The following is a 20,359-nucleotide window of genomic DNA, read 5'->3' as shown; positions in this document are numbered from 1 at the left end:
TCCCGGTTGTACTAGATCCAACGTACCCAAAATCCGATAGTATTGCCACAGTTTTGAATAGCCCACATAAAATCATTGGAAAATGACCATTCTACAATTCTATTTTGGATTGATAGGAATGTTACAAAAAGAAGGGTCGTGTCTTAATGAATGCACTTTACCCATCTAATGTGGCGTTCTGATATCGAGGATTATTTAATAAAACCACTATTTCTCCGTTGCTACAGTTGGTGGGTTTGCACCTGTCCAAAAATACTTTTCCTGTACCGACTTCATCTCTGGATATTCCAAACCTTCATCGTCATAACGTATCTGAAGTTCTTTCAATTTTTGCTTTAGGCTGTCCACAGTGGTCATATATTTCGGGTTATTGAAGGCATTATACATTTCCGAAGGATCCTTTTTTAAATCGAAGAACTCCCATTCGGGTGGTGTAGGGGACTTGTCCGTCTGCCCAAGGGGCAAACCGTAGTAGAAAATCAGTTTTTTGTCACGCGTTCGGACACCAATATGGGCCGCAACTTCACGATGCAATATGTGCTGCCAATAGTGATAGTAAACGGCTTCCCTCCAATCCGCCGGAGTTTCTCCTTTTAAGTTAGGTAAAAAACTCCTCCCCTGTACATCTTTCGGTACATCGATATCCGCCATATCCATCAAAGTAGGTACAAAGTCTGCGTTAATAATCAAATCTTCGTTAACCGAGCCCGGTTCGATCAACTTTGGATATCGGATGATTAAGGGCATTCTCATGGCTTCCTCATACATAAACCGTTTACTGAAAAATCCATGTTCTCCCAGAAAATGACCTTGGTCCGCTGTATAGATAATCACCGTGTTGTCGTACAATCCTTCTTTTTTAAGAAAATCGATGAGCTTGCCTACATTTTCATCCAATACCCGGCCACAGCGAAGAAACGACTTGATATATTGCTGATAGATAAACCCCCGTTGTTCATCACGCGTGGCATTCTCAAGACGTTTGTGGGGATAGGTTCCCTGGTTGATCTGTTCCAGCTTAAGCCCGGTCCTTCGAGCTGCCTGTGACCGGTTTTCATACGTATCGTAAAGATTTGCGGGTTCGGGAAGATCCTCGTTCGCCCAGAGCGTATCATAAGGTGCTCTTGAGGACCACGGGTCATGTGTGGCTTTGTAATGGGCCATAACCAGAAAAGGTTTTGTCGTATCCCTTTTTCTAAGATAAGTGGTGGTAAGTTCCGAAATTATATCGGTCGACCAACCTTCCCTGGTAATCAAACTATTCTCTCCTTTTTCAATAAATTGGGGATTTTTGTATCTGCCTTGAACCGGTAAAACTTTATAATCGTCAAATCCGGTAGGTAAGGTCTCCAGATGCCACTTTCCGAAAAGAGCCGTTTGATAGCCGGCAGTGCGAAAAGCATTTTGGACAGTGAACTGTGAACCATCAAAGGCCTGACGTAAGATACGAACGCCATTTTTATGGCTATACTTTCCAGTAATAAGGGTAGCCCTGCTGGGGCTACAAATTGAATTGGTAGAAAAAACATTTTCAAATCGTATGCCTTCTTCGGCCAATCGGTCCATATTCTTGGTCTGGGCATATTCCGCCAAAATACCACCATAAGCGCTTATGGCTTGCGTGGTATGATCATCGCCCATGATAAATATAATATTGGGCTTGGTCTTAACATCCGTGATGCCTTCCTTTTCTTTTTTGAAATCCTTACAGGCGATGCAGGCTATAAGAATGAGGAAAAGAGTTTTATTTTTCATGGTTTAAATTCACTTTGTTCAAAAGCTTATGAACCTCGTTAGAGGTCGGTACATGACTAACTTATATTTTAATAAAAATAGGTTTTTGATGGATATTTTCCAGGGGCAAAACATTCCAGAGCTCTCCATTATTTCAAAAGGATGATTATTGCAAGGAATATCAGGAAGGTCTAGGGCAAAAGAACGGATTCAAATGTTCAAAGCATGCCATAGGACGTACCAAATACTGCAAATTTTTCACGTATTAGTGGCGGATCCATATCCAATCGGAAATCGTAGATGCCTTCTGGTAGAAATAGAAAGTCAAGTTGGGTCTCCGCAAGAAGTCATTCATTCGTTTTGTGAAATGAACCGTTGAAAGGCCGAGGTTTGACCATTTTGGTTTCCAAATTTTAAAAATTGTAGGTTTTCCATTTTTCTCCTGCTCAGAATAATGACAGAATACCTCAAAAATAGCTTTTGGTCAGCTCGGCACGATAAGGGGGCATTTTTTAACATACAATCAAGATAGCACAACTAGATTTAAGTTTTTGTTAGCATAAGACTTTATATTTTTGATCGAATGAAAAGCTAGGCGTGGATTACTATGCACAAAGTGAATCAAACGCCGTTCCCCTTACTAGTACGATTATAGATTTTTCTGAAAAACATATAAACCACCACTTATATGAAATTGCTGGAAAGGGAGAGTGAAATTAGCTTGCTACAGGAATATGCCAAGGACTGTATCGATCAGAAAAGTAGCATCATCAACATCTATGGAGAAGCCGGTATTGGGAAAACCAGTTTAGTCGATTACTTTTTGAACTCCCTGGGGGATGATTTCTGTATATGCCGCGGTTATTGTGAATCACTTTTTACGCCTAGACCCTTTGGTCCTGTCTATGACATGAGGGCGGAACTTGGGGTAAACTTTCCGGAGTCTTTGAACAGCGAAAACAAGAATGTCATTTTTGAACGATTAAGAAAAGGGATTCTTATCAAAGAGCAACCCGTTGTCCTCTTATTTGAAGATGTTCATTGGGCGGATGAGGCCACATTGGATCTGATCAAATTTTTGGGAAGAAGAATAGAACAGTTTCAATGTATGTTGGTGTTGACACATCGGGATAATGAGTTGGCGAAAGGACATCCGTTGTATAAAATTTTGGCTGAGTTATCCACAAAAAGGTTGAAAAGGTTAAAGGTTTCCGCCTTCAGCGAAGATACCGTACTGAAATTGGCGACCGATCATGACCTATCAGGAGAAAGATTGTACAAGCTTACCAAAGGAAACCCTTTTTTCGTATTTGAACTGCTCAAAACGAGAAAATTACAGGTTTCTGATAATTTGAAGGAAATCATAGTATCCGGTTTGACCAATGTTTCCCCATCGGAAAATGAGGTACTCTCCTTAATTTCAGTTTTTCCACAAAAAGCGGAAATTGATATTATTGAGCAAATAACCACCCTGTCCGATGTGGGCAAATATTTGGACGGACTCGTTGGCAAAAAACTCATCAATACGGATGGCATAAGTGTTTATTTCAAACATGACTTGGTACGACTTGCCATTTACGATGCCATTTATCCCTTGGAAAAAATGAATTTCCATAAGAAAATTTTGGGGGTGCTACTTAAGGATTTTGAAACGAGGGCGGCGACATTATCCGAAATTGTTCATCATGCCATTAAATCGAGAAATTTGGATATCATCCGAAAATATGCCCCAAAGGCCGCTTCGGAAGCTTCTACTTGGGGTGCGCATGTCCAGGCTTTCAATCTCTATAAAATAGCTATTGAAAATATTGAGGAAAAGCATACCGCTACCCATGCCGCCCTGTTAGAGGCATATTCGCACGAGTGTTATTTAACAAACCAACTGAAAGAGGGAACCGAGGCGGCCCAAACCCTAATTGACATATGGAGTTCCGTGGATAAGGTCAAGGAGGGAAATGCCTATGCACTTTCTTCTAGACTATTATGGTTTAGTGGATTGGGGAAACAGGGTTTGTTACATGGCCGTAAGGCTATTGAAATTCTTGAGGAACACGCTCCAATGACCATATCCTTGGCCAACGCCTATGCCCATAACGGCCATATTCTGGCCTTGTCCTTCAAACTAAAGGAGGCTTACCTATGGAATGGAAAGGCCCTTTCCTTATCGGAAAAACTTAAGGAAAGAAAAATTTTGGCGTTTGCCGCTTCAAACATCTCCTTATTGGATATCCATAGTAGTTTGGATTCTTATAAAAATGGTCTCGGCAACCTTAAGAAATCACTCGACATCGGCTTGGAAATCGAAGATCAAGGTCTAGTGGGAAGAATATATGTAAATCTATATTTTAATTATGTTCTGACCGGAAATATTCAAGTGGCGAATAGCATCATCGGAGAAATCAAAAGGTTTTTCATCGACAACGATTTGGACTTATTTTTTTATGTGGTAAAATCATTGGAATCGTTACTATTTAGATTTAAGGGAGAATGGCCCGTTGCATTAAAAATTGCCAATGAAACCCTTCAATCCGAACATAACAATCAATATACCCGTGTTGTTGCCATCCTCTCCAAGGCCATTATTGAAACCAGAATTGGTAGTCCTGATACCCTAGAGTTCTTAAAAAAGGGTTGTCAACTTGCCATGGAAAGCAAGGAATATCAGTTTGTGGTTCCTATGGCCGCTGCAGTTTTGGAATACGAATGGATCAAAGGAGAAGAGTTTCCGGACAGATCCATAGTTGACCTGAGTGTGGAACTCTGTAAAATGCATGATAGCATTTGGTATGATGCCCTATTAAACTTTTGGCTAAATAAAAGGGGTTTACCTTCCATTACCAAGACTGGATGGAAAAGAACGGACTTTGTGAAGTATCTAGACGACCTAAAAGAGGTAATACTAACATGGTCCAAATCCATTGGATACTACCAGGCACTCACCTTAATGGATGGGGATACCGTTTCACAAAAAAAGGCCTTTGATATATTGGAGGGATTAGGCGCAGAGGCCGTTATAAGTCGCATTAAAAAAAGCTTACGGGAAAAAGGGGTAAAGAGTATTCCCAGGGGAATCAGGTCTAGCACGCGAAACAATCCGGAACAACTTACCAATAGGCAATTGGAAATATTACATCTTCTAAAGGAAGGTATGACCAATTTGGAAATTGCCGACAAACTTTTTATTTCTACCAGGACCGTGGACAACCATGTATCCGCAATACTGGATAAGCTCAATTCGGAAACTCGGGCAAAAGCCGTTTTGGTGGCATCGGAGAAAGGAATTTTGTCGTAAAGATATAGCTGCGCTCTAAATTAGACGGGAACGATTCGCTTATCTCCACGGAAAGCTATCATCGAATAAGACCGCAAACCGATACCCAACCAAATCCTTTACCGCTACAATTAGTTTTTCAATTCCAGTATTCACCTTGTTTCCTTTTATAGAAGAATCGAGTCCATTGGTCTCATTCATTAGTTGAAACCCCGCCTACGGCTGGCAGGTATGCACTTCAGTGCACGTCTTTCAATTGCTAAAAAGTTTTTAGCCATGATAGTTGTTAGATTACTGATTATTAAGCGATTAATTCCGACCAAATAACGAACAACTTGGTGATCCAACAACCGTTGGCAATTTCATTCTTCCCTTCCCTGCCTAAGTATTTTATACATCCAATAGCCGCACCGATATAAAAGTTACCGGTATCTAAAATAGGTAGGTAGAACAAAAAAAATAGGTAATTCCACTAAAATTGGAAGGAAGGAACGGTACTAGTTTTGTCCAAGAAATTAATACCCGGAAAAGGTTGTGGCAAGCAAATAAGAATCAAACGGCATCGATGAAAGGTTCAAGAACTATAAACGGTTTTGATATCCATGAGATCTCTGATGTAATCGAAACCATAACAAAGAGTCCAAAAAGGGCGAAAGCGAAAGTAAGGGCCATTTATGAATGGGAAGTCAGTGCAAAAAAATCGGGATTTACCGAAGACTCGTTCTTTGCCAATCTTGATAACTCTTTCAGTTCCCATCCTTGTGTGATACTGAATAAAAATGAGTGGGTAATTCCAATCAAGTTACTGTTGGAAAGCTTGACCAAAAGTATGACCACAACAATGCTAATTCATTCGGCCGCGAGGGGAATCGAGATAATGGCCCTGACGATATCGGTAGCCGCCGAAACGGACATAAGGGGGTTTATGCAGCTAGACGATGCCATACGAAGTGGATTTAAAGAAGTTAAGATCGAAATGATAATTAAGGGAAATTTATCCGAAACACAAAAGAACCAGTTGATACAATATGCCATTGAAGCCCCTATATATGATGTATTAAGTAATAACGTAACCTTAAATACAAGTACACATTAACGATTTCAAAAATTGAACAATCACAGCAAAATGCATTTTAAACGAACAAACAATGAAACAGAAGATTTTTAGATCAAATAGAATTGGTAAAAACATGGCAACACTCTCATTGTCGCTGTTTCTTTTAACGGCATGCAATAATGATGATGGAGGTGACCCGATAAATGAAGGAACCTCGGAAATTTTGGAGGAAGTGGTTACCGTTCCATTTTTTATTGAGAACGAAGTAGGCGAGACTCCCTCGGAACCTGAAGAACTCATTTATGAAATCCGGAAAAAAGTCCCGGTTACGGATATGGATGGTACCCACATGAGGTTATTCGACTTCAGTTTGGTCAATGGAAGCATAGAAGTTACCTGTGAGGACAATGGTGTTGATCTGGAGGTAACTCTAAGAGGTTTGGTACCCAACGGTGTCTATACTTTATGGCACGTAACTTTCAAGGATGGTGGGGCAGATCCCTCCAAGGAAATGTTGAACATAAGAGGAATAGGTGCAGTGGGCCAGGGAGACGGATCGGATAATCTCTTTATTGCTTCACCTACGGGTACGGCCAAAATATCCGCCTTTAGTCCCACTAACCGTTTATTGTCCATGATCGGCGACATAAAATCATGCCCGTTGACCGATGAGGAAGAATGGCATGTAGTTGGATCTTACCACATGGATAGTAAGACCTACGGGCCGTTGTTGGGCCCTGACGGAACGGTAGTGGAACAGTTTGCCTTTGTATTCAAAAATTAAATCAATTATCAATTATCAATTATTAATCTTTTGCAATCATGAAAAAAACGAACAAATTAATTATAGCCCTGGTAGTGTTTATAGGCGTATTTCTGTCCAGTGGTTACACTACGGGCGACCCAATGAATCCAGTTAAGATCGAGCTGGTCTTTGTGGATCATCTTAAAGCGGGACTTATAGAACAGGATGTTTTTGTGGAAAAACAGAAAGGTTCAGGGAAAGTGTATAGGGTATTGCCCTCAGAAAGGGAGCAATATCTCAATTCAAAAATATACACTATACAAAATGCCGAACATCATGATCCCTTTGACCCTAAAAATGCCGGGCCCTACAAGAAAGGCAAATACCTTGGCATGACCCTGGCGGATTGGCTGAAGGGAAAGGGAACCGCAAGCTATACATGCGAAGAGGGTTGGGGAACATTTAAAGCTCAGTTTGAGCATCTTGTTCCCAATTCTACATATACCATGTGGCACTTCTTTATGCCTGCACCGCCAACAGTTCCTTTTACCGGCACATTGGATGTTCCATTGGGCGATAGGAGAGGCGAACAGTCTATTTTTAAGACGGACGGCAAAGGCAATGCCAGCATTGATGTGACTTTTGAGCACTGTCTTCAAATGAGCGGAGATCAGTTGATGAGCGGAATGGCGATTGCCCTTCATACCGATGGTAAGACCTATGGGCCAGATCCAGGGGCCTTTGGGAAGTACACCCATGTACAGTTATTTGCCATGCTTCCCAATGAAGACGATGTTAAATAACCCTTTAAAGCCTAATGAAGAAGTGGGGCATTAAATGTCCTGCTTCTCATTTTCCAAAAAATGAAAAAGTCAAAAGTATTTATTATAGCAGTATTTCTGTTGGCCGTTGCATTTGAGCACTTAAGTCTCGATGACCGGTTGAGGCAAGTCATCGATGAATACAAACTTAAAGCGTATGTTGAGGTACCAAAAATAGACTCCTCAAAAGTCCAATTGGGCAGGATGCTCTTCTTCGATAAGGTGCTAAGTGGAAATCACGATGTTTCATGTGCAACCTGTCATCACCCCAGCCTTAAATCCGGGGATAATTTGCAACTCGCTATTGGAGTGGGCGGTTATGGTTTGGGAAGAAACAGGATCATGGGAGAAGGTCGGGACAGGGTACCTCGTAATTCCCCTGAAATCTTCAATCGAGGTTCGGAAGAATGGCATACCATGTTTTGGGACGGAAGGGTTTCCGGGATTGCAGAAACTGGATTTCTTTCCCCGGCAGATGAAAAACTACCCTATGGATTGGACAATGTTTTAGCGGCCCAGGCCATGTTCCCTGTCACTTCCAGGGATGAAATGCGTGGAGAAATCGGGGATGTGGATATTTTTGGTGGACAAAATGAACTTTCACTGATAAGTAATGCAGCACCTCAATCGGTATGGCAAGCTTTAATGCGAAGGATATTGTCCTTTCCTGGTTACAGAAAGCTCTTTAGGGATGCCTACCCCGAAACTCCGCTTGAAAAATTAGGGTTCCAACATGCCGCCAACGCCATTGCCGCTTTTGAAATAAAGGAGTTTACATTTATAGATAGTCCCTGGGACAAGTATTTACGAGGGGATTTGAACGCGTTGGACGATTCGGCCAAACGAGGTGCCCTTTTGTTTTATGGAAAGGCCAACTGTGCGGAATGCCATTCCGGAAATCTACTTACCGATCAGGAATTCCATAATATTGGCATACCACAATTTGGCCCAGGAAAGGACAATGCCGCTCCATTGGATGCTGGAAGATTTGCGGAAACAGGAAATCCTAACGATCGTTTTGCCTTTAGAACACCTCCCTTGCGCAATGTGGCCATAACAGGCCCATGGATGCACAACGGAGCATATGGAAGTTTGGAAGAGGCCATCCGCCACCATTTGGATCCAAAAACTGCACTTGAACGCTACGATGTAAACCAGTTAAGTGAAGAGCTCCGCACAACCTATAAGGGGGATAGCTCCGTAATTGAAAGGGTATTGGAAAATCTTGACCCCTTGGTAAAAAACCCAATAAACCTTACTTCACAGGATGTTAAAGACGTATTGGCCTTTATGGAGTCACTGACCGACCCCAGCGCAAATGATTTAAGCGGATTGATACCAAAGGAAGTTCCTAGCAAACTACCGATTGAAGAAATCGATGCAAATTCAGATTATAGTAGCCATTAGGGAGTTGGGCGAAATTCTATTGAGCAAATTAAAGGGATTCCTCCATGCCGATAGAAAAATAACATTTCTTCGTATCAGCATAGGTATGGTCTATCTGTGGTTTGGGATGCTTAAGTTCTTTGAAAATCTTAGTCCGGCAAAAGAGCTTGCCAGCAAAACCTTGACCACACTATGCCTTGGACTAATACCGGATTCAATTTGTTATCTATTGTTGGCCGCAATGGAAACACTCTTAGGGTTATTACTTATACTAAATAGGTTTATTTGTAAAACAATCAAGTTGACTTTTATACACTTGTTGGGTACGTTCACTCCTGTATTCATTCAACCTGATGTTTTTTTTAATGAGTTCCCTTTTGCAATTACTCTGGTAGGTCAATACATCCTTAAAAATATGGTCATCATATGTGCTTTGGTCGTCATATACCCCTATTCGACGCATGAGGAATAATACTTTTGAATTAGGGGTTTAACAAAAACCTATATGCCGATATGAAGAGTTGTATTCATATTGGTCGGATTCCAACAGTATCCATCACAATCAAAAAACAGTATTGGGCACGATAGCCTACGGAAAAGAAGCCCGAATTTGGATCGAAACCAAATAGTTCAAGAATTAAAACGATTAGTAATGAAAGTTAACAGAACACTATTTTTTGCAGTAGTAAGCTTTGTCTTTTGCAAAGCAGAGGCACAAAACGATTTAGAGCGGCTTACAAACTACATTAATGGAGGTCAACTCGTAATGTATTCCGAATCCTCATATTTGAGTGATGATTCCGCAAGTGCCATTACATATATTGATTTTTGTCCCAATGGTAGGTATAGCTACTCTTATGATGGTTCTTATACGGTAAAGGGTACGCAAAATAGCAGTAATGAAAATAATAGGGCATCAGGTGCCGGCGTTTCGGAACATCAGGGAAAATGGAAAGTTCTGGAGTATCAAAACTCCTACTATCTGGAGATTACCGATTACACGGGACAACAAAGCTATTACCCCATTAATGTTCAAAACATGCTTGGGGGAAAATGGAATATTGGTAATGTAACCTATATTTTTGCACCTGGCAATGGAAAGTGTTTCTGATGATTGGTCTTAAGTCTTTTGTATGGGGCGTTCCTGGTTTTTAGAGCCTAGGACGGTTATAATTCTTGGGCAAGATTGAATTTGTGGTACTATTTTAAACTTGAAGGAAAACTGGAACAAGGTGTAAATCATTTTATCAATGGACAAAGTACTAGGGTTGGAATTCAATAGAAACTAAAAATGGAAAAGAAAAACAAGGTATTTATTGCTACAAGCATAGATGGCTATATCGCGGATGCAAATAGCGGAACGGATTGGCTTCACACAATCCCGAATCCCAACAATGATGATATGGGATACATGGAATTTATAAATGGTATTGACGCACTTGTCATGGGGCGAAAAACGTTTGAAACGGTATGTAGTTTTGATATTGATTGGCCTTATGAAAAACCGGTCTTTGTTTTGAGCAATAGTCTAACCGATCTTCCCAAGGAATATTCGGACAAGGTTGAAATTGTAAATGGGACTTTAGATGACGTTCTAAGGAAAATCTACAATAAGGGATATCATAATCTTTACATTGACGGTGGAAAAACGATTCAAAGCTTCTTGGAGGAAGATTTGACCAATGAAATGACAATTACCATTATCCCCTATATATTGGGAGACGGTGTGCCTTTGTTTTCCGTGCTCCCTAATCGGTTGCGCTTTGAATGTATCGATTCAAAAATCTATTTGGAACAGGTCGTTCAAAATTTCTTTAGGCGAAAACGATAAAAACTTCCATATCGGGATTGTGACCTATAGCTGTTGTAATTTGGAATTCTGTCGAAGGTTTGTATATCTACATAAGAATGGATTATATTCCCAACACCAGATCTATTTCTTTTGAAGAATTGGTGGACGAAATCCAAAAAAGAAATCAGAATCTAGGGTTTTGCTACAAAAATTTTCGGACGATTGGCCGCTGGATATCTGGTGAATGCAACTCGATTTCCCAAAAAGGATCCTTGAATTTGCGAGCAAGGAAAAGAAATTGGCAATTTGGGCTGCTTTAAAAGAAATGTTTGAGCAAGTTTCCGAAATTCTAACGGAGGGTCTAGGAATAGGGTAGGGTTTAAATTATACAAAATCTTACATTAAGAAGACAGTGGTGTATGCTGTGATATATGAATAGGTTAATTTTTAAATAATACTATTTATTCTAATCCAGACGGTTCTGCTCATCTTGCGAACCATATCTTCGTTCCTTTCTTTCTCTTCCCGTTCCAAAATTGTAACGAAGTGAAATTGAGCCAACGTTTCCTTCGTCCTGATAAAACCAATCAAGATTCGTATTGTTTTCAGGAAGGGTAGAATCAAACTCCATAAACGAATTTCGGTCAAGGATATCCCGGAAGGAGAAGGACAATTGCCATCTTTTGGAAAACCGATGGGATATTCCAAAGTTTAAACCAATGGCGGCCCTACTGTCCGATAGTCCCAGGATTCTGGATGATATCCAGTTGAATGAAAGATCAGCGGTAAGTTTATTTGAAAGCTGATATTGAAGACTGCTATTTAAATTGATGTACCAGTTGTTTCGAGTTAGGATAACATCATTATAAATTGGTACTTCATGCTGCCAAAATATCCCTACGCTATGATTGGATGTCAATTTCTGTAAAACTCGCAAGGGAAAGGAAAGCGTTGTACCAAAGAGCTTTCTGTCTTCCATGGGTTGTGGATTTATAGTGGTGATACGAAAGTCTTCCGAAATACTTAAGGCCCATGCATTTGGATTGTCTTCATCCGTATATTGGAAGGCCAACTGCTTGTTCCCATGACCCAGATTCCATGTTAGGGACCTGGACGTCACTGGTCGTATCACCGGATTTCCTGTATAAATAGTGTTGGAATTGAAAAAGTAAAAAGCAGGGGATAATATACTAAAATCGGGTCTTAATATGCGTTCTCCATACGATAGGGAAGTATTCCAATCCTCGTCAATGGCATAAGAAACATTGAGGGTAGGAAACAACTGCCCCCCTTTTAGAATAATAGCGTTGTCCCTGCCTGTTATAGTCAAATTGGAATCCGTATACTCGTACCGGAGTCCTATTTCGGCAGTGGTCTTTTCATTGAGCATAAAGTTTAAGTTAGTGTAGCCTGCCCAAATATCTTCATCAAGCATCCTATTTTCTGAAAAAGCATCATCCCTAATAGGCTCTCCTGAAGAAGTATCGAATACCAAAACATCATTCGTAAATTTTGAAATCGTTCCCTTTGCCCCAATGGCCCATTTAGTTTCCCCATTCAATACCGTTTTGAAATCAAAACGAGCTACGTGAAATTCTACTTCAGTCCGTGCCTCGGAAACAAAATTCCTGGTAAAGCTTAGACCGTTTTCCAATCTTGTTTCATTATAGGAGGCGTCATTCACGTTACTGTAATCTAAATAGTCATATTCCAGCCCAACCAAAGAACTTTCCCCAAATTTTTGATTTACAAAAAAACTGGCCAAATAATGTGTCCAATTATTGATTTCCGAGCTAACCAGTTCTTCGGTATATAGATTACTCTCGTTTTCCGTTCCCGTGGTTTCGCTAAGGGCTTCAAGATCCCAGACGTTTCGTCTTATTTTGAATTCCGATCCGATCTCCGTTTTTGGATGAAGCCTATATGTACCTCCTATCCTGAGTTGTGTCGATCCAATAAAAGCATCCCTTGCGCCATTTAAATCTTCTTCAAAACGCATTCCATCCAGTATATACTGCTTATCAACAAATGTCGGTTGTTGGTTGTAATTGTTACTGTTGCCCAAGGAAATGAAAAAATCGAATTTCTCTGTTGTACGATGGATGTCCGAATTGGCGCCATACTTGATATTGTTCCCATAACCTGAATTGCCCGAAATTGTTCCGCTCCAGTTCCTATTGGTCTTTTCTTGTCGCAACACAATATTGACCACACCTCCGGTGCCGTCTGCATCAAAACTTGCGGGAGGACTATTGATTAATTCCAGCTTATCAATGTTCGAAGAGGATAGGCCATCCAACATCTGGGTCAGGGCACTGCCGGACATCCTTACCCTTTTGCCATTAATATAAACTAGAGTCCCGTCCTTTCCCAACATACCGATAGTTCCGGTAATCCTGTTAACTGTCATGCCAGGAGAGGTTTCAATAGCGGATAGGGCCGAACCTCCGGCATGGATGGCGCTACTTTGTACATTGACAACCGTACGGTCGGTGCGTCTTTCGTATACGTTTTTTCGGCCCACCAACTCAATCTCATCCAACTGTTGGGCATCTTCTTTCAAAATTATGGGCATTTCCAATTTAAGGACGGTACTTCCATTTAATTGAAACGGTTGGGAAGCATAGTCAGAAAAACCGAGAGATGTAATCTTCAAAAAGAATGCTCCTTTTTGGTCGGATTCAATACTAAAACCACCCTTTTCATCACTAATGGTACCTGCCGATAACTGTGAGTCCTTTGCGTTGACGAGCAATACGTTAGCAAAAGCCATGGGATTCCCATCTATATCGGAAAGCACACCTGAAACCATGTTTTGGGCATAAAGATGTCCTGCCCAGAGCAGTATAAGCGCACATGATATTTTTTTCATCATTTATTTTTTGATATGTTTTATGAAATATGTGAGGAGTCCTAACCGTTGGCTCCACCAAGCAGCAGCCTAGATTTGATATTACCCTATTAATCCACCATGACTAGATGTTTGATCAATCCGCGGTATTAAAAAAATGATGTAACGGGTTAGGCAGGTCTCCCGGCAGTAATGCACTTGCAAGTTTTGTAAAACAGGGCGAGCCGATTACTTTCAATCTTCTTTTCCCCAAAAGACATGACCCCCCATTTTGCTATTTTCCGGGAGGCGAATTGTAGCTCTTCCGCTATTACCAGGAGATGGGTGAATCCTAGAATTTCAAGAGCGTATCCAATTATCCAGGTTAGCACCTCTAGGACATATCCCCTCTGGGTAAAAGACTCTTCCAATGTATAGATCAACTGTTGCCAAAGGGGACTACGGAAGTACCACAATCCAAATTGTTCTTGTTCCATAATTTCATTCTTGTTTAGAGTCTTAATCAAGTCTTCATCGCATACGCATCTTCTTCCTATAGTCTTGTTGTCCAAAGGTTGAAACTCCTTTACGCCTTCTAGATTGAACTTTTTCATTTACACTCATTTTTCCTTTTTTCGACATCGTTTTTAAGATCGATAATAGTAACCTATTTGAACTTGTTGGCCTGTACAATGAAATCGTTGCACACATGCTATTTATCAGGGGCAAAACTAGACGGGTACAAGGATTTGGTATTCAGGGGAACTACCTAATTTGAACAGGGGATATACCTATTTTTAAATGGTTTCTTTCCGATGCCTCGGAAAGAATGGATTATCTTGTTCCCATAAAGTATGGAAACATCGCTATATCGGATAAATCTTGGATTCCATGCCAAAATCGCCTTGGCCTATTTCATGTTGGCCGCAATTTTAGGGGTGGTGTTGAGGTCTTTCGCTTCTGTCCCAATTTCAGTTAACTATAAGTTCATTGTCCATACCCATTCCCATATTGCCCTTTTGGGGTGGTTGTATTTGGCGCTTACCACTCTTTTGTATAAGCTCTATTTGGACAATTTGGACTTGGATAGGGGATACCGGAAGATTTTTTGGTTTACCCAATTCACTTTGGTGGGTATGTTGCTTACATTTCCATTTATGGGGTACGCCTTGTTTTCCATTGTTTTTTCAACCTTGTTTTTGTTTGCTTCCTATTGGTTTGTATGGTTTTTTATTAAAAATATTCCTACTTCATTGAAAAAAAGCAATGCGTACCAATGTGTAAAGTTTGCCTTGTGGTATATGGTGTTATCCAGTTTGGGGCCTTGGGCTTTGGGGGGTATTATGAATACCCTGGGTGCACAATCCGTTTGGTATCGATTGGCCATCTATTTTTATTTACATTTTTTATACAATGGATGGATGATCTTGGCACTTGTGGGGATACTTTTGAGGGTTTTTGAAATACATGGAGTGGGGCTTTCCAGGACACTTTTCAAAAGCTTTTTTTGGAGTATCAACCTGGGGATAATCCTTTCCTTTTTCCTGTCGACCTTGTTTGCCCATCCGCCTTTGATCTGTAACGTTTTAGGCGGTATAGGTGCATTGTTGCAACTGGTTGCCTTTGGTGTTTTGTTACGGGGCTATGCTAAGTTGAATAAAAAACCGGCAACCTTTTTCAATAAATTCCAAGAAAGTCTATTGAGAACCGTAATTGTATTGCTAATTGTGAAAATGGTGCTTCAGTTGTTAACGGCCTTGCCCTATTTTGCCAATTTGGCCGCAACCCTATTGGATTTTACCATTGGTTACCTGCATTGGACTTTCTTGGGTGTAATCACCATTTCCCTATTTTTGTTCTTGGATTATTTGCAGTTGCTACGAATTTCCCAAAAGGCTTACTTCCTTTATCTATTTGGTTTTATCCTGACCGAGATTCTTATTTTCTACAGAGGTATTGCGGCCTGGCAAAGCTTCATGGTTTTTAAGGGTTATTACGAAATGCTATTGGTAGCAAGTTTTCTTATTCCCATAGGTTTAGGGATACTTCTGGGGACTAGCGGAAAAAGAAAGTAATGCATGGAAATCGATGACTATCTCAATCACTTATGACTTGCTTTTCCTGTGTTGGTAAATTTGCATATATAACATAGTCGACATTTTCTGGGCCCTATTTTTGGCTATCCATGCGGTTTCCCCTTCAAATAGTTCGTCCAGGGTTTCAAACCAGAGGTTGATCCACAATCCAAAATGTTCTGGGGTTATGGTATGGCCCATTTTAACATCTACTTCTTGATGTGCAGTTACGGGGTTACCGTGGTATTTTCGCTTCAGGAAGAGCTGGGTCTCCCAGAAATCGGTAAGAAGGTTCAAATGGCCCTCCCAATCGGTAATTATGGTATTAAAAATGGGCCCAAGTATTTCATGGGCCCTTATTTTACCGTAAAACGACCTAACCAAAAAATGTACGTCCTTTCTAGTTTGAATATCTTTTTTTGCCACAGGGCAATATAGGTATTCCTATCTTTCGAACCTATCAAAAGCTGCTTTGGCCAATTCCTCCCTATGTTCGGGATGCGCAATGGAGATCAATGCCTTGGCACGTTGATGCAAGTTCTTTCCATAAAGATTAACGACACCATATTCGGTGGCCACATAATGGACGTGGGCCCTGGTAGTGGTAACACCGGCTCCTTCCTTTAGGGCAGGGGTAATCTTTGAAATGCCCTTGGGTGTAACGGAGGATATGGCAAAAATGGGTTTTCCGCCTTCCGATAGGGATGCCCCACGGATAAAGTCCATTTGGCCTCCTACACCGGAAAAATGCCGATAGCCTATACTGTCCGCGCACACTTGGCCCGTAAGGTCAATTTCAATGGCACTGTTAATTGCCGTTACCTTGGGATTTTTTCGAATTTGGGCAGTATCATTGGTAAAGGCCGCTTCCTTAAAGTGAACGGATGGATTATCATCAATAAAGTCATACAATTTTTGGGAACCTGCCGCAAAAGAGGTCACGATCTTTCCGGTTTTCAGTTCTTTTTCCTCACCCGTTATTACTCCTTTTTCCACTAAGGGCAGGATACCGTCCGAAAACATTTCGGTATGTATGCCCAATCTCCTATGGTTTGGGAGGTTGGCCAACACGGCATTGGGAATATTACCTATTCCCAATTGCAGGGTGGCACCATCTTCGATCAACCCGGCAACATGTTTGCCGATCATCTGATCCGTTTCGGACAGCTCGGTCGGCTCATAGGTATGTATGGGCATATCCACTTCAACTGCAAAATCGATATTGCTAATATGAATAATTCCATCACCATGTGTCCTAGGGACTTGGGGATTTATTTGGGCCAATACCTTTTTGGCCGTTTGAATAGCAGGTAGGGCCACATCTACGGAAACGCCCAAGGAACAATATCCGTGGCTGTCCGGTGGGGATACCTGAACTATGGCAACATCCAAGGGAAGAATGTTCTTCCTAAAGAGCAAATTAATCTCACTTAGAAAAATAGGGATATAATCCCCTTGATTGGTGTTAACGGCCTTTCTGACATTGCCACCGACAAAACAACTGTTTATTTTAAAGGCTTTACTGTAGGGAGATAGCGCGTATTTAACCTCGCCGTCCGTGTGAATGGAGATGATTTCCACATTCTCCAGTTCGGTATAGCGCTCTTCGCAAAGGGAATTGATCAAGGCGTTTGGGGTCATTGCCGCACCTTGTACAAAAACTCGGTCTCCCGGTTTAACAAATGATGCAGCTTTTTCTATAGAAACTATTTTCATATCGGCTAAAATTTATAGTACAAAGGTCTTAAGGAAGACAAGAATTAAACATGATATAACTCATTGTTTGGTCAGGGGTAACCTTTTCTTTATATTGGTTACAGGTAATGTAATACAAGCTTTTCCAAAAAAGGGATAAATCGATGATATTACGTTATTTTCCAAGATGACGTTGATAGAATTTCCAGGTTTCCGACGCTACATCCCTTCCCAGTTTAAGTCCCGCCACATTATCGGCCTGAATATGATACCCGCCCATAACTCGGGAGATACCGGCCATGTTGGCGGTTTCCGTAAATGTCGGGAATTTAAGAATCACTGGTTTGCCATAATATTCAGGGTCTATTTCCGTAAGGATTCCAGGAATAAGCTCCACTTCCTCACCAAAATTGTCGTTACCGGTAAACAAGCGAAGTGCCTCGGCGCAAGCTCCGCTTATGGTACTATGGCCGGAAACGTAGCTAGGAAAGGGCGGACATAAAAACTCTTCCGGTGAATAAGGACGCCATTGTTCACCTTTCATATCGATTACACCTTGTCCCGGACCGCCCCATGCCTTGATAACTTCACCCTGATAGTAATCATGTACCAGGGCATATGGCCGGGCATAGTCATAGAACATTTTGGAGTCCCATGATGCGATAAAGGCGTCCATGGCGGTGATTTGGTTAAGGAAATACATTTTAACATCCTCGTCCAAGGTATGATTATCCCTTCGTGATACGTCCTGTGCAAACTTTAACCAGTGCCCGGCTTGCTGAACGGATTGTGGTCCGTCCCTCATAAATTCTACCAATGCCTTTTCCTCGTTCGTAAGGTTGGCCTGCATATCTATCACCTCCTTGACCTCTTTTTCCAGTTGTTCCGAGCCTATCATTGGAGGCGGTCCCGGTCTAAATTGACCAGCCGATTTTAAGGCTACCGGCCTTACGAGTTGCCAAAAAGGGGTTAAGCACCCTGGAGCATATTTGCCGCCTTTGCCATCACTGAAGTATTTGGGTTGCCAACGATTGGTGTCCACATTTTCGTCCGGAGAGTTTACAGGGGCATAGCCGGTATAATCAAAATAGGGTTCGCCATTGGAACCTTTTTCTTTACCGTATTGATTGCTGCCATCGTTCCTGCGGGCTTCTATGACAGCTTTGGCGGACAAATTACCTATCCCTTCCGGGGTGCTGGGGTCTAAGGTGGTATTATCTGGATCATACCCTAGTTCCACCATGAATTTTCTGAACAATTCGGTATCGGAATAATAATATTCCTTCATGGCATTAAATGCAGCATAACTAATGGCGATTTCCTTATTTTTTAAGGTTTGTTCATCCATTGGTCGTCGTTTCACATTGCTCAGGTAAATGGGTATGGCCGTGTTGTCATAACGCGACCAGGCATCAAAAACAGAAATAAATACCAATCCAAGGTAGCGCGAGGTTATAGTAGGCCTAGGTTTGAATCGTTCCGTATCATTGGCCGTCGCCTCCAAAGCTATTTTGCCCCATCTGTAGGCAATGTTATCATTGCCGGAAGGCGCATTCGGTTTTTTCTTTTGAGCCGTTACATTGATGCCGGAAACCGTAATAAATCCGAGGAGGAAAAAGGATATCAAGTGTTTCATAGTTTAAGGAAATCAAAAATGTTCAAATCGATGAAATGGGATTTGCCTATTGAGACTAATCATGACATTCTATCTCGGCCGTTACCACATCTTGCACAGGTTCGGGTGATATATAGGGAATACCCAATCCCATCCCCCTTAGGATAAAGAATAGACCGATGACCACTACAAATGCAGGAATCAATTTCTGAACGCGATGTCTTAGAGTTCCTTTTAGGAATCCACTGAAGTAAATGGCCGAGGTCATTAAGGGAACCGTACCCAATCCGAACAACATCATATATAGGGAGCCTTCCCAGGCACTGCCCATGGCAATGGCACCAAATAGTGCCATATAGACCAATCCACAGGGTAGGAATCCGTTTAAGAACCCAATGGTCAAAAAAGTATCCGGGGTCTTCTTCTTCAATTCTTGGCCCAGTCGGTTTTTTATCTTGGAGATTATGTTGTAAACGGGCTTGGAAAGTTTATAAGAGTTCAAGGTTTTTGCGGGAATAAGTACAAGAATAATCATCAGCAAACCAACCCCTATGGATAGTTTTTGTTGCATTCCAAAGATATAGAGTCCCTTACCCAATAACCCAAACACCAGACCGATAAGGGCGTAGGAAAGTAATCTGCCAAAATGATAGATGGATACCTGAAGAAGCTTTTTAAGATTGTTGTTCCTGTCTACCGGCAACATGAAGGCAATGGGGCCGCACATCCCTATACAGTGCAAGCTGCCCATAAGTCCCAATATGATGGCCGATAACAACATTTCTTAGTTTAAGACTTGAGATATGAGACGTAAGGTATAAGATGAGCTGAATTCTGCATCCAAGTATCTAAAATCTAACGTCTCATGTCTAATATCTAATACGTTATACTTTCCTTGTGCAAAAATTCTTTTCCTTCATGTTCCCAAATAATCTTAATGTCCCAGCGACCACCCAACAAACGTTTGTCAGGTATGAGCAAATGTGCATTGGATAAACTTACGGGTAAGTTAAAATCCAGGTGTTTATTGGATGGTCTATATAGGGACACTGTTCCTTGTATATTTTGTCCTTCCAGATTTTTTGGAAACTTCAATAAAAGGCCCTTGTTCGTTTTTTCTATCTTGATCGGGTCGGTCAAGTTTTTGGCATTGGCCTCGGCATCGATCTCTTTTTGATAGGCCAGTTCCTGTTTGTAATACTCCTCGGTAACCAGGTCATGGTTGGCCTTATTGTCCATACTCATCCGTACTACAAAAAATAGGATGAACCCAATGAATCCTACAAATGCCAATACTATACCTGTTCCCCAATTAATTTTCATAGTCGATATTTTTTA

General features: G+C 41.3%; 17 protein-coding genes. 9 read left to right on the top strand and 8 right to left on the bottom strand.

Going from position 1 to position 20,359, the window contains the following annotated elements; translation table 11 throughout:
* Positions 1-207: 207 nt before the first annotated feature.
* Positions 208-1,755 (bottom strand): sulfatase, encoded by a 1,548-nt coding sequence (locus ACO06Y_RS00800; RefSeq protein WP_422081922.1) that lies wholly within the window; start codon positions 1,753-1,755, stop codon positions 208-210.
* A 667-nt stretch (positions 1,756-2,422) separates the two neighbouring features.
* Here ACO06Y_RS00800 and ACO06Y_RS00795 point away from each other — a divergent pair.
* The 8 genes from ACO06Y_RS00795 to ACO06Y_RS00760 all read left to right on the top strand — a co-directional run bounded on the left by ACO06Y_RS00795 (position 2,423) and on the right by ACO06Y_RS00760 (position 10,845).
* Positions 2,423-5,026 (top strand): helix-turn-helix transcriptional regulator, encoded by a 2,604-nt coding sequence (locus tag ACO06Y_RS00795; protein ID WP_422081921.1) that lies wholly within the window; start codon positions 2,423-2,425, stop codon positions 5,024-5,026.
* A gap of 544 nt (positions 5,027-5,570) precedes the next feature.
* On the top strand, positions 5,571-6,101 hold the full coding sequence (locus ACO06Y_RS00790; protein ID WP_422081920.1) for a hypothetical protein: 531 nt from the start codon (positions 5,571-5,573) through the stop codon (positions 6,099-6,101).
* A gap of 52 nt (positions 6,102-6,153) precedes the next feature.
* Positions 6,154-6,846 carry a hypothetical protein gene (locus ACO06Y_RS00785; protein WP_422081919.1) on the top strand — a complete coding sequence of 231 codons (693 nt, stop codon included), beginning with the start codon at positions 6,154-6,156 and terminating at the stop codon, positions 6,844-6,846.
* A gap of 38 nt (positions 6,847-6,884) precedes the next feature.
* Positions 6,885-7,610 carry a hypothetical protein gene (locus ACO06Y_RS00780; protein WP_422081918.1) on the top strand — a complete coding sequence of 242 codons (726 nt, stop codon included), beginning with the start codon at positions 6,885-6,887 and terminating at the stop codon, positions 7,608-7,610.
* A 60-nt stretch (positions 7,611-7,670) separates the two neighbouring features.
* Positions 7,671-9,035: a cytochrome-c peroxidase gene (locus ACO06Y_RS00775; RefSeq protein WP_422081917.1), complete on the top strand. Its 1,365-nt coding sequence runs from the start codon at positions 7,671-7,673 to the stop codon at positions 9,033-9,035.
* Positions 9,007-9,486, top strand: coding sequence for a doxx family protein (locus tag ACO06Y_RS00770; protein ID WP_422081916.1), 480 nt, complete (start codon positions 9,007-9,009; stop codon positions 9,484-9,486). The genes ACO06Y_RS00775 and ACO06Y_RS00770 overlap by 29 nt, the downstream gene beginning before the upstream one ends.
* Before the next feature lie 180 nt (positions 9,487-9,666).
* A complete protein-coding gene (locus ACO06Y_RS00765) occupies positions 9,667-10,125 on the top strand; it encodes a hypothetical protein (RefSeq protein WP_422081915.1) in 459 nt (152 codons plus the stop codon).
* A 180-nt stretch (positions 10,126-10,305) separates the two neighbouring features.
* Complete coding sequence (locus ACO06Y_RS00760) at positions 10,306-10,845, top strand: dihydrofolate reductase family protein (RefSeq protein ID WP_422081914.1); 540 nt, start codon at positions 10,306-10,308, stop codon at positions 10,843-10,845.
* A gap of 427 nt (positions 10,846-11,272) precedes the next feature.
* On the opposite strand, the gene ACO06Y_RS00755 is transcribed toward ACO06Y_RS00760, so the two are convergent.
* Both ACO06Y_RS00755 and ACO06Y_RS00750 read right to left on the bottom strand, forming a co-directional pair.
* Positions 11,273-13,681, bottom strand: coding sequence for an outer membrane beta-barrel protein (locus ACO06Y_RS00755; RefSeq protein ID WP_422081913.1), 2,409 nt, complete (start codon positions 13,679-13,681; stop codon positions 11,273-11,275).
* 146 nt (positions 13,682-13,827) lie between these two features.
* Positions 13,828-14,250 (bottom strand): hypothetical protein, encoded by a 423-nt coding sequence (locus ACO06Y_RS00750; protein WP_422081912.1) that lies wholly within the window; start codon positions 14,248-14,250, stop codon positions 13,828-13,830.
* Positions 14,251-14,490: 240 nt separating this feature from the next.
* On the opposite strand from ACO06Y_RS00750, the gene ACO06Y_RS00745 reads away from it, so the two are divergent.
* Positions 14,491-15,711 (top strand): hypothetical protein, encoded by a 1,221-nt coding sequence (locus ACO06Y_RS00745; RefSeq protein ID WP_422081911.1) that lies wholly within the window; start codon positions 14,491-14,493, stop codon positions 15,709-15,711.
* A 30-nt stretch (positions 15,712-15,741) separates the two neighbouring features.
* Here ACO06Y_RS00745 and ACO06Y_RS00740 read toward each other — a convergent pair whose 3' ends face one another.
* The 5 genes from ACO06Y_RS00740 to ACO06Y_RS00720 all read right to left on the bottom strand — a co-directional run bounded on the left by ACO06Y_RS00740 (position 15,742) and on the right by ACO06Y_RS00720 (position 20,344).
* Positions 15,742-16,137, bottom strand: a complete 396-nt coding sequence (locus tag ACO06Y_RS00740) for a group III truncated hemoglobin (protein WP_422081910.1) — start codon at positions 16,135-16,137, stop codon at positions 15,742-15,744.
* A gap of 18 nt (positions 16,138-16,155) precedes the next feature.
* Positions 16,156-17,427: an acetyl-CoA hydrolase/transferase family protein gene (locus tag ACO06Y_RS00735; RefSeq protein WP_422081909.1), complete on the bottom strand. Its 1,272-nt coding sequence runs from the start codon at positions 17,425-17,427 to the stop codon at positions 16,156-16,158.
* A gap of 154 nt (positions 17,428-17,581) precedes the next feature.
* Positions 17,582-19,042 carry a vanadium-dependent haloperoxidase gene (locus ACO06Y_RS00730; RefSeq protein WP_422081908.1) on the bottom strand — a complete coding sequence of 487 codons (1,461 nt, stop codon included), beginning with the start codon at positions 19,040-19,042 and terminating at the stop codon, positions 17,582-17,584.
* Between the two features lie 55 nt (positions 19,043-19,097).
* Positions 19,098-19,802 carry a sulfite exporter TauE/SafE family protein gene (locus tag ACO06Y_RS00725; RefSeq protein ID WP_422081907.1) on the bottom strand — a complete coding sequence of 235 codons (705 nt, stop codon included), beginning with the start codon at positions 19,800-19,802 and terminating at the stop codon, positions 19,098-19,100.
* 95 nt (positions 19,803-19,897) lie between these two features.
* Positions 19,898-20,344, bottom strand: a complete 447-nt coding sequence (locus tag ACO06Y_RS00720) for a FixH family protein (protein ID WP_422081906.1) — start codon at positions 20,342-20,344, stop codon at positions 19,898-19,900.
* Positions 20,345-20,359 lie beyond the last annotated feature (15 nt).

The sequence above is a fragment of the Ulvibacterium sp. genome, from assembly GCF_965228935.1.
Classification (GTDB): domain Bacteria; phylum Bacteroidota; class Bacteroidia; order Flavobacteriales; family Flavobacteriaceae; genus Ulvibacterium.
This window is presented reverse-complemented; position numbering and strand designations above follow the sequence as displayed.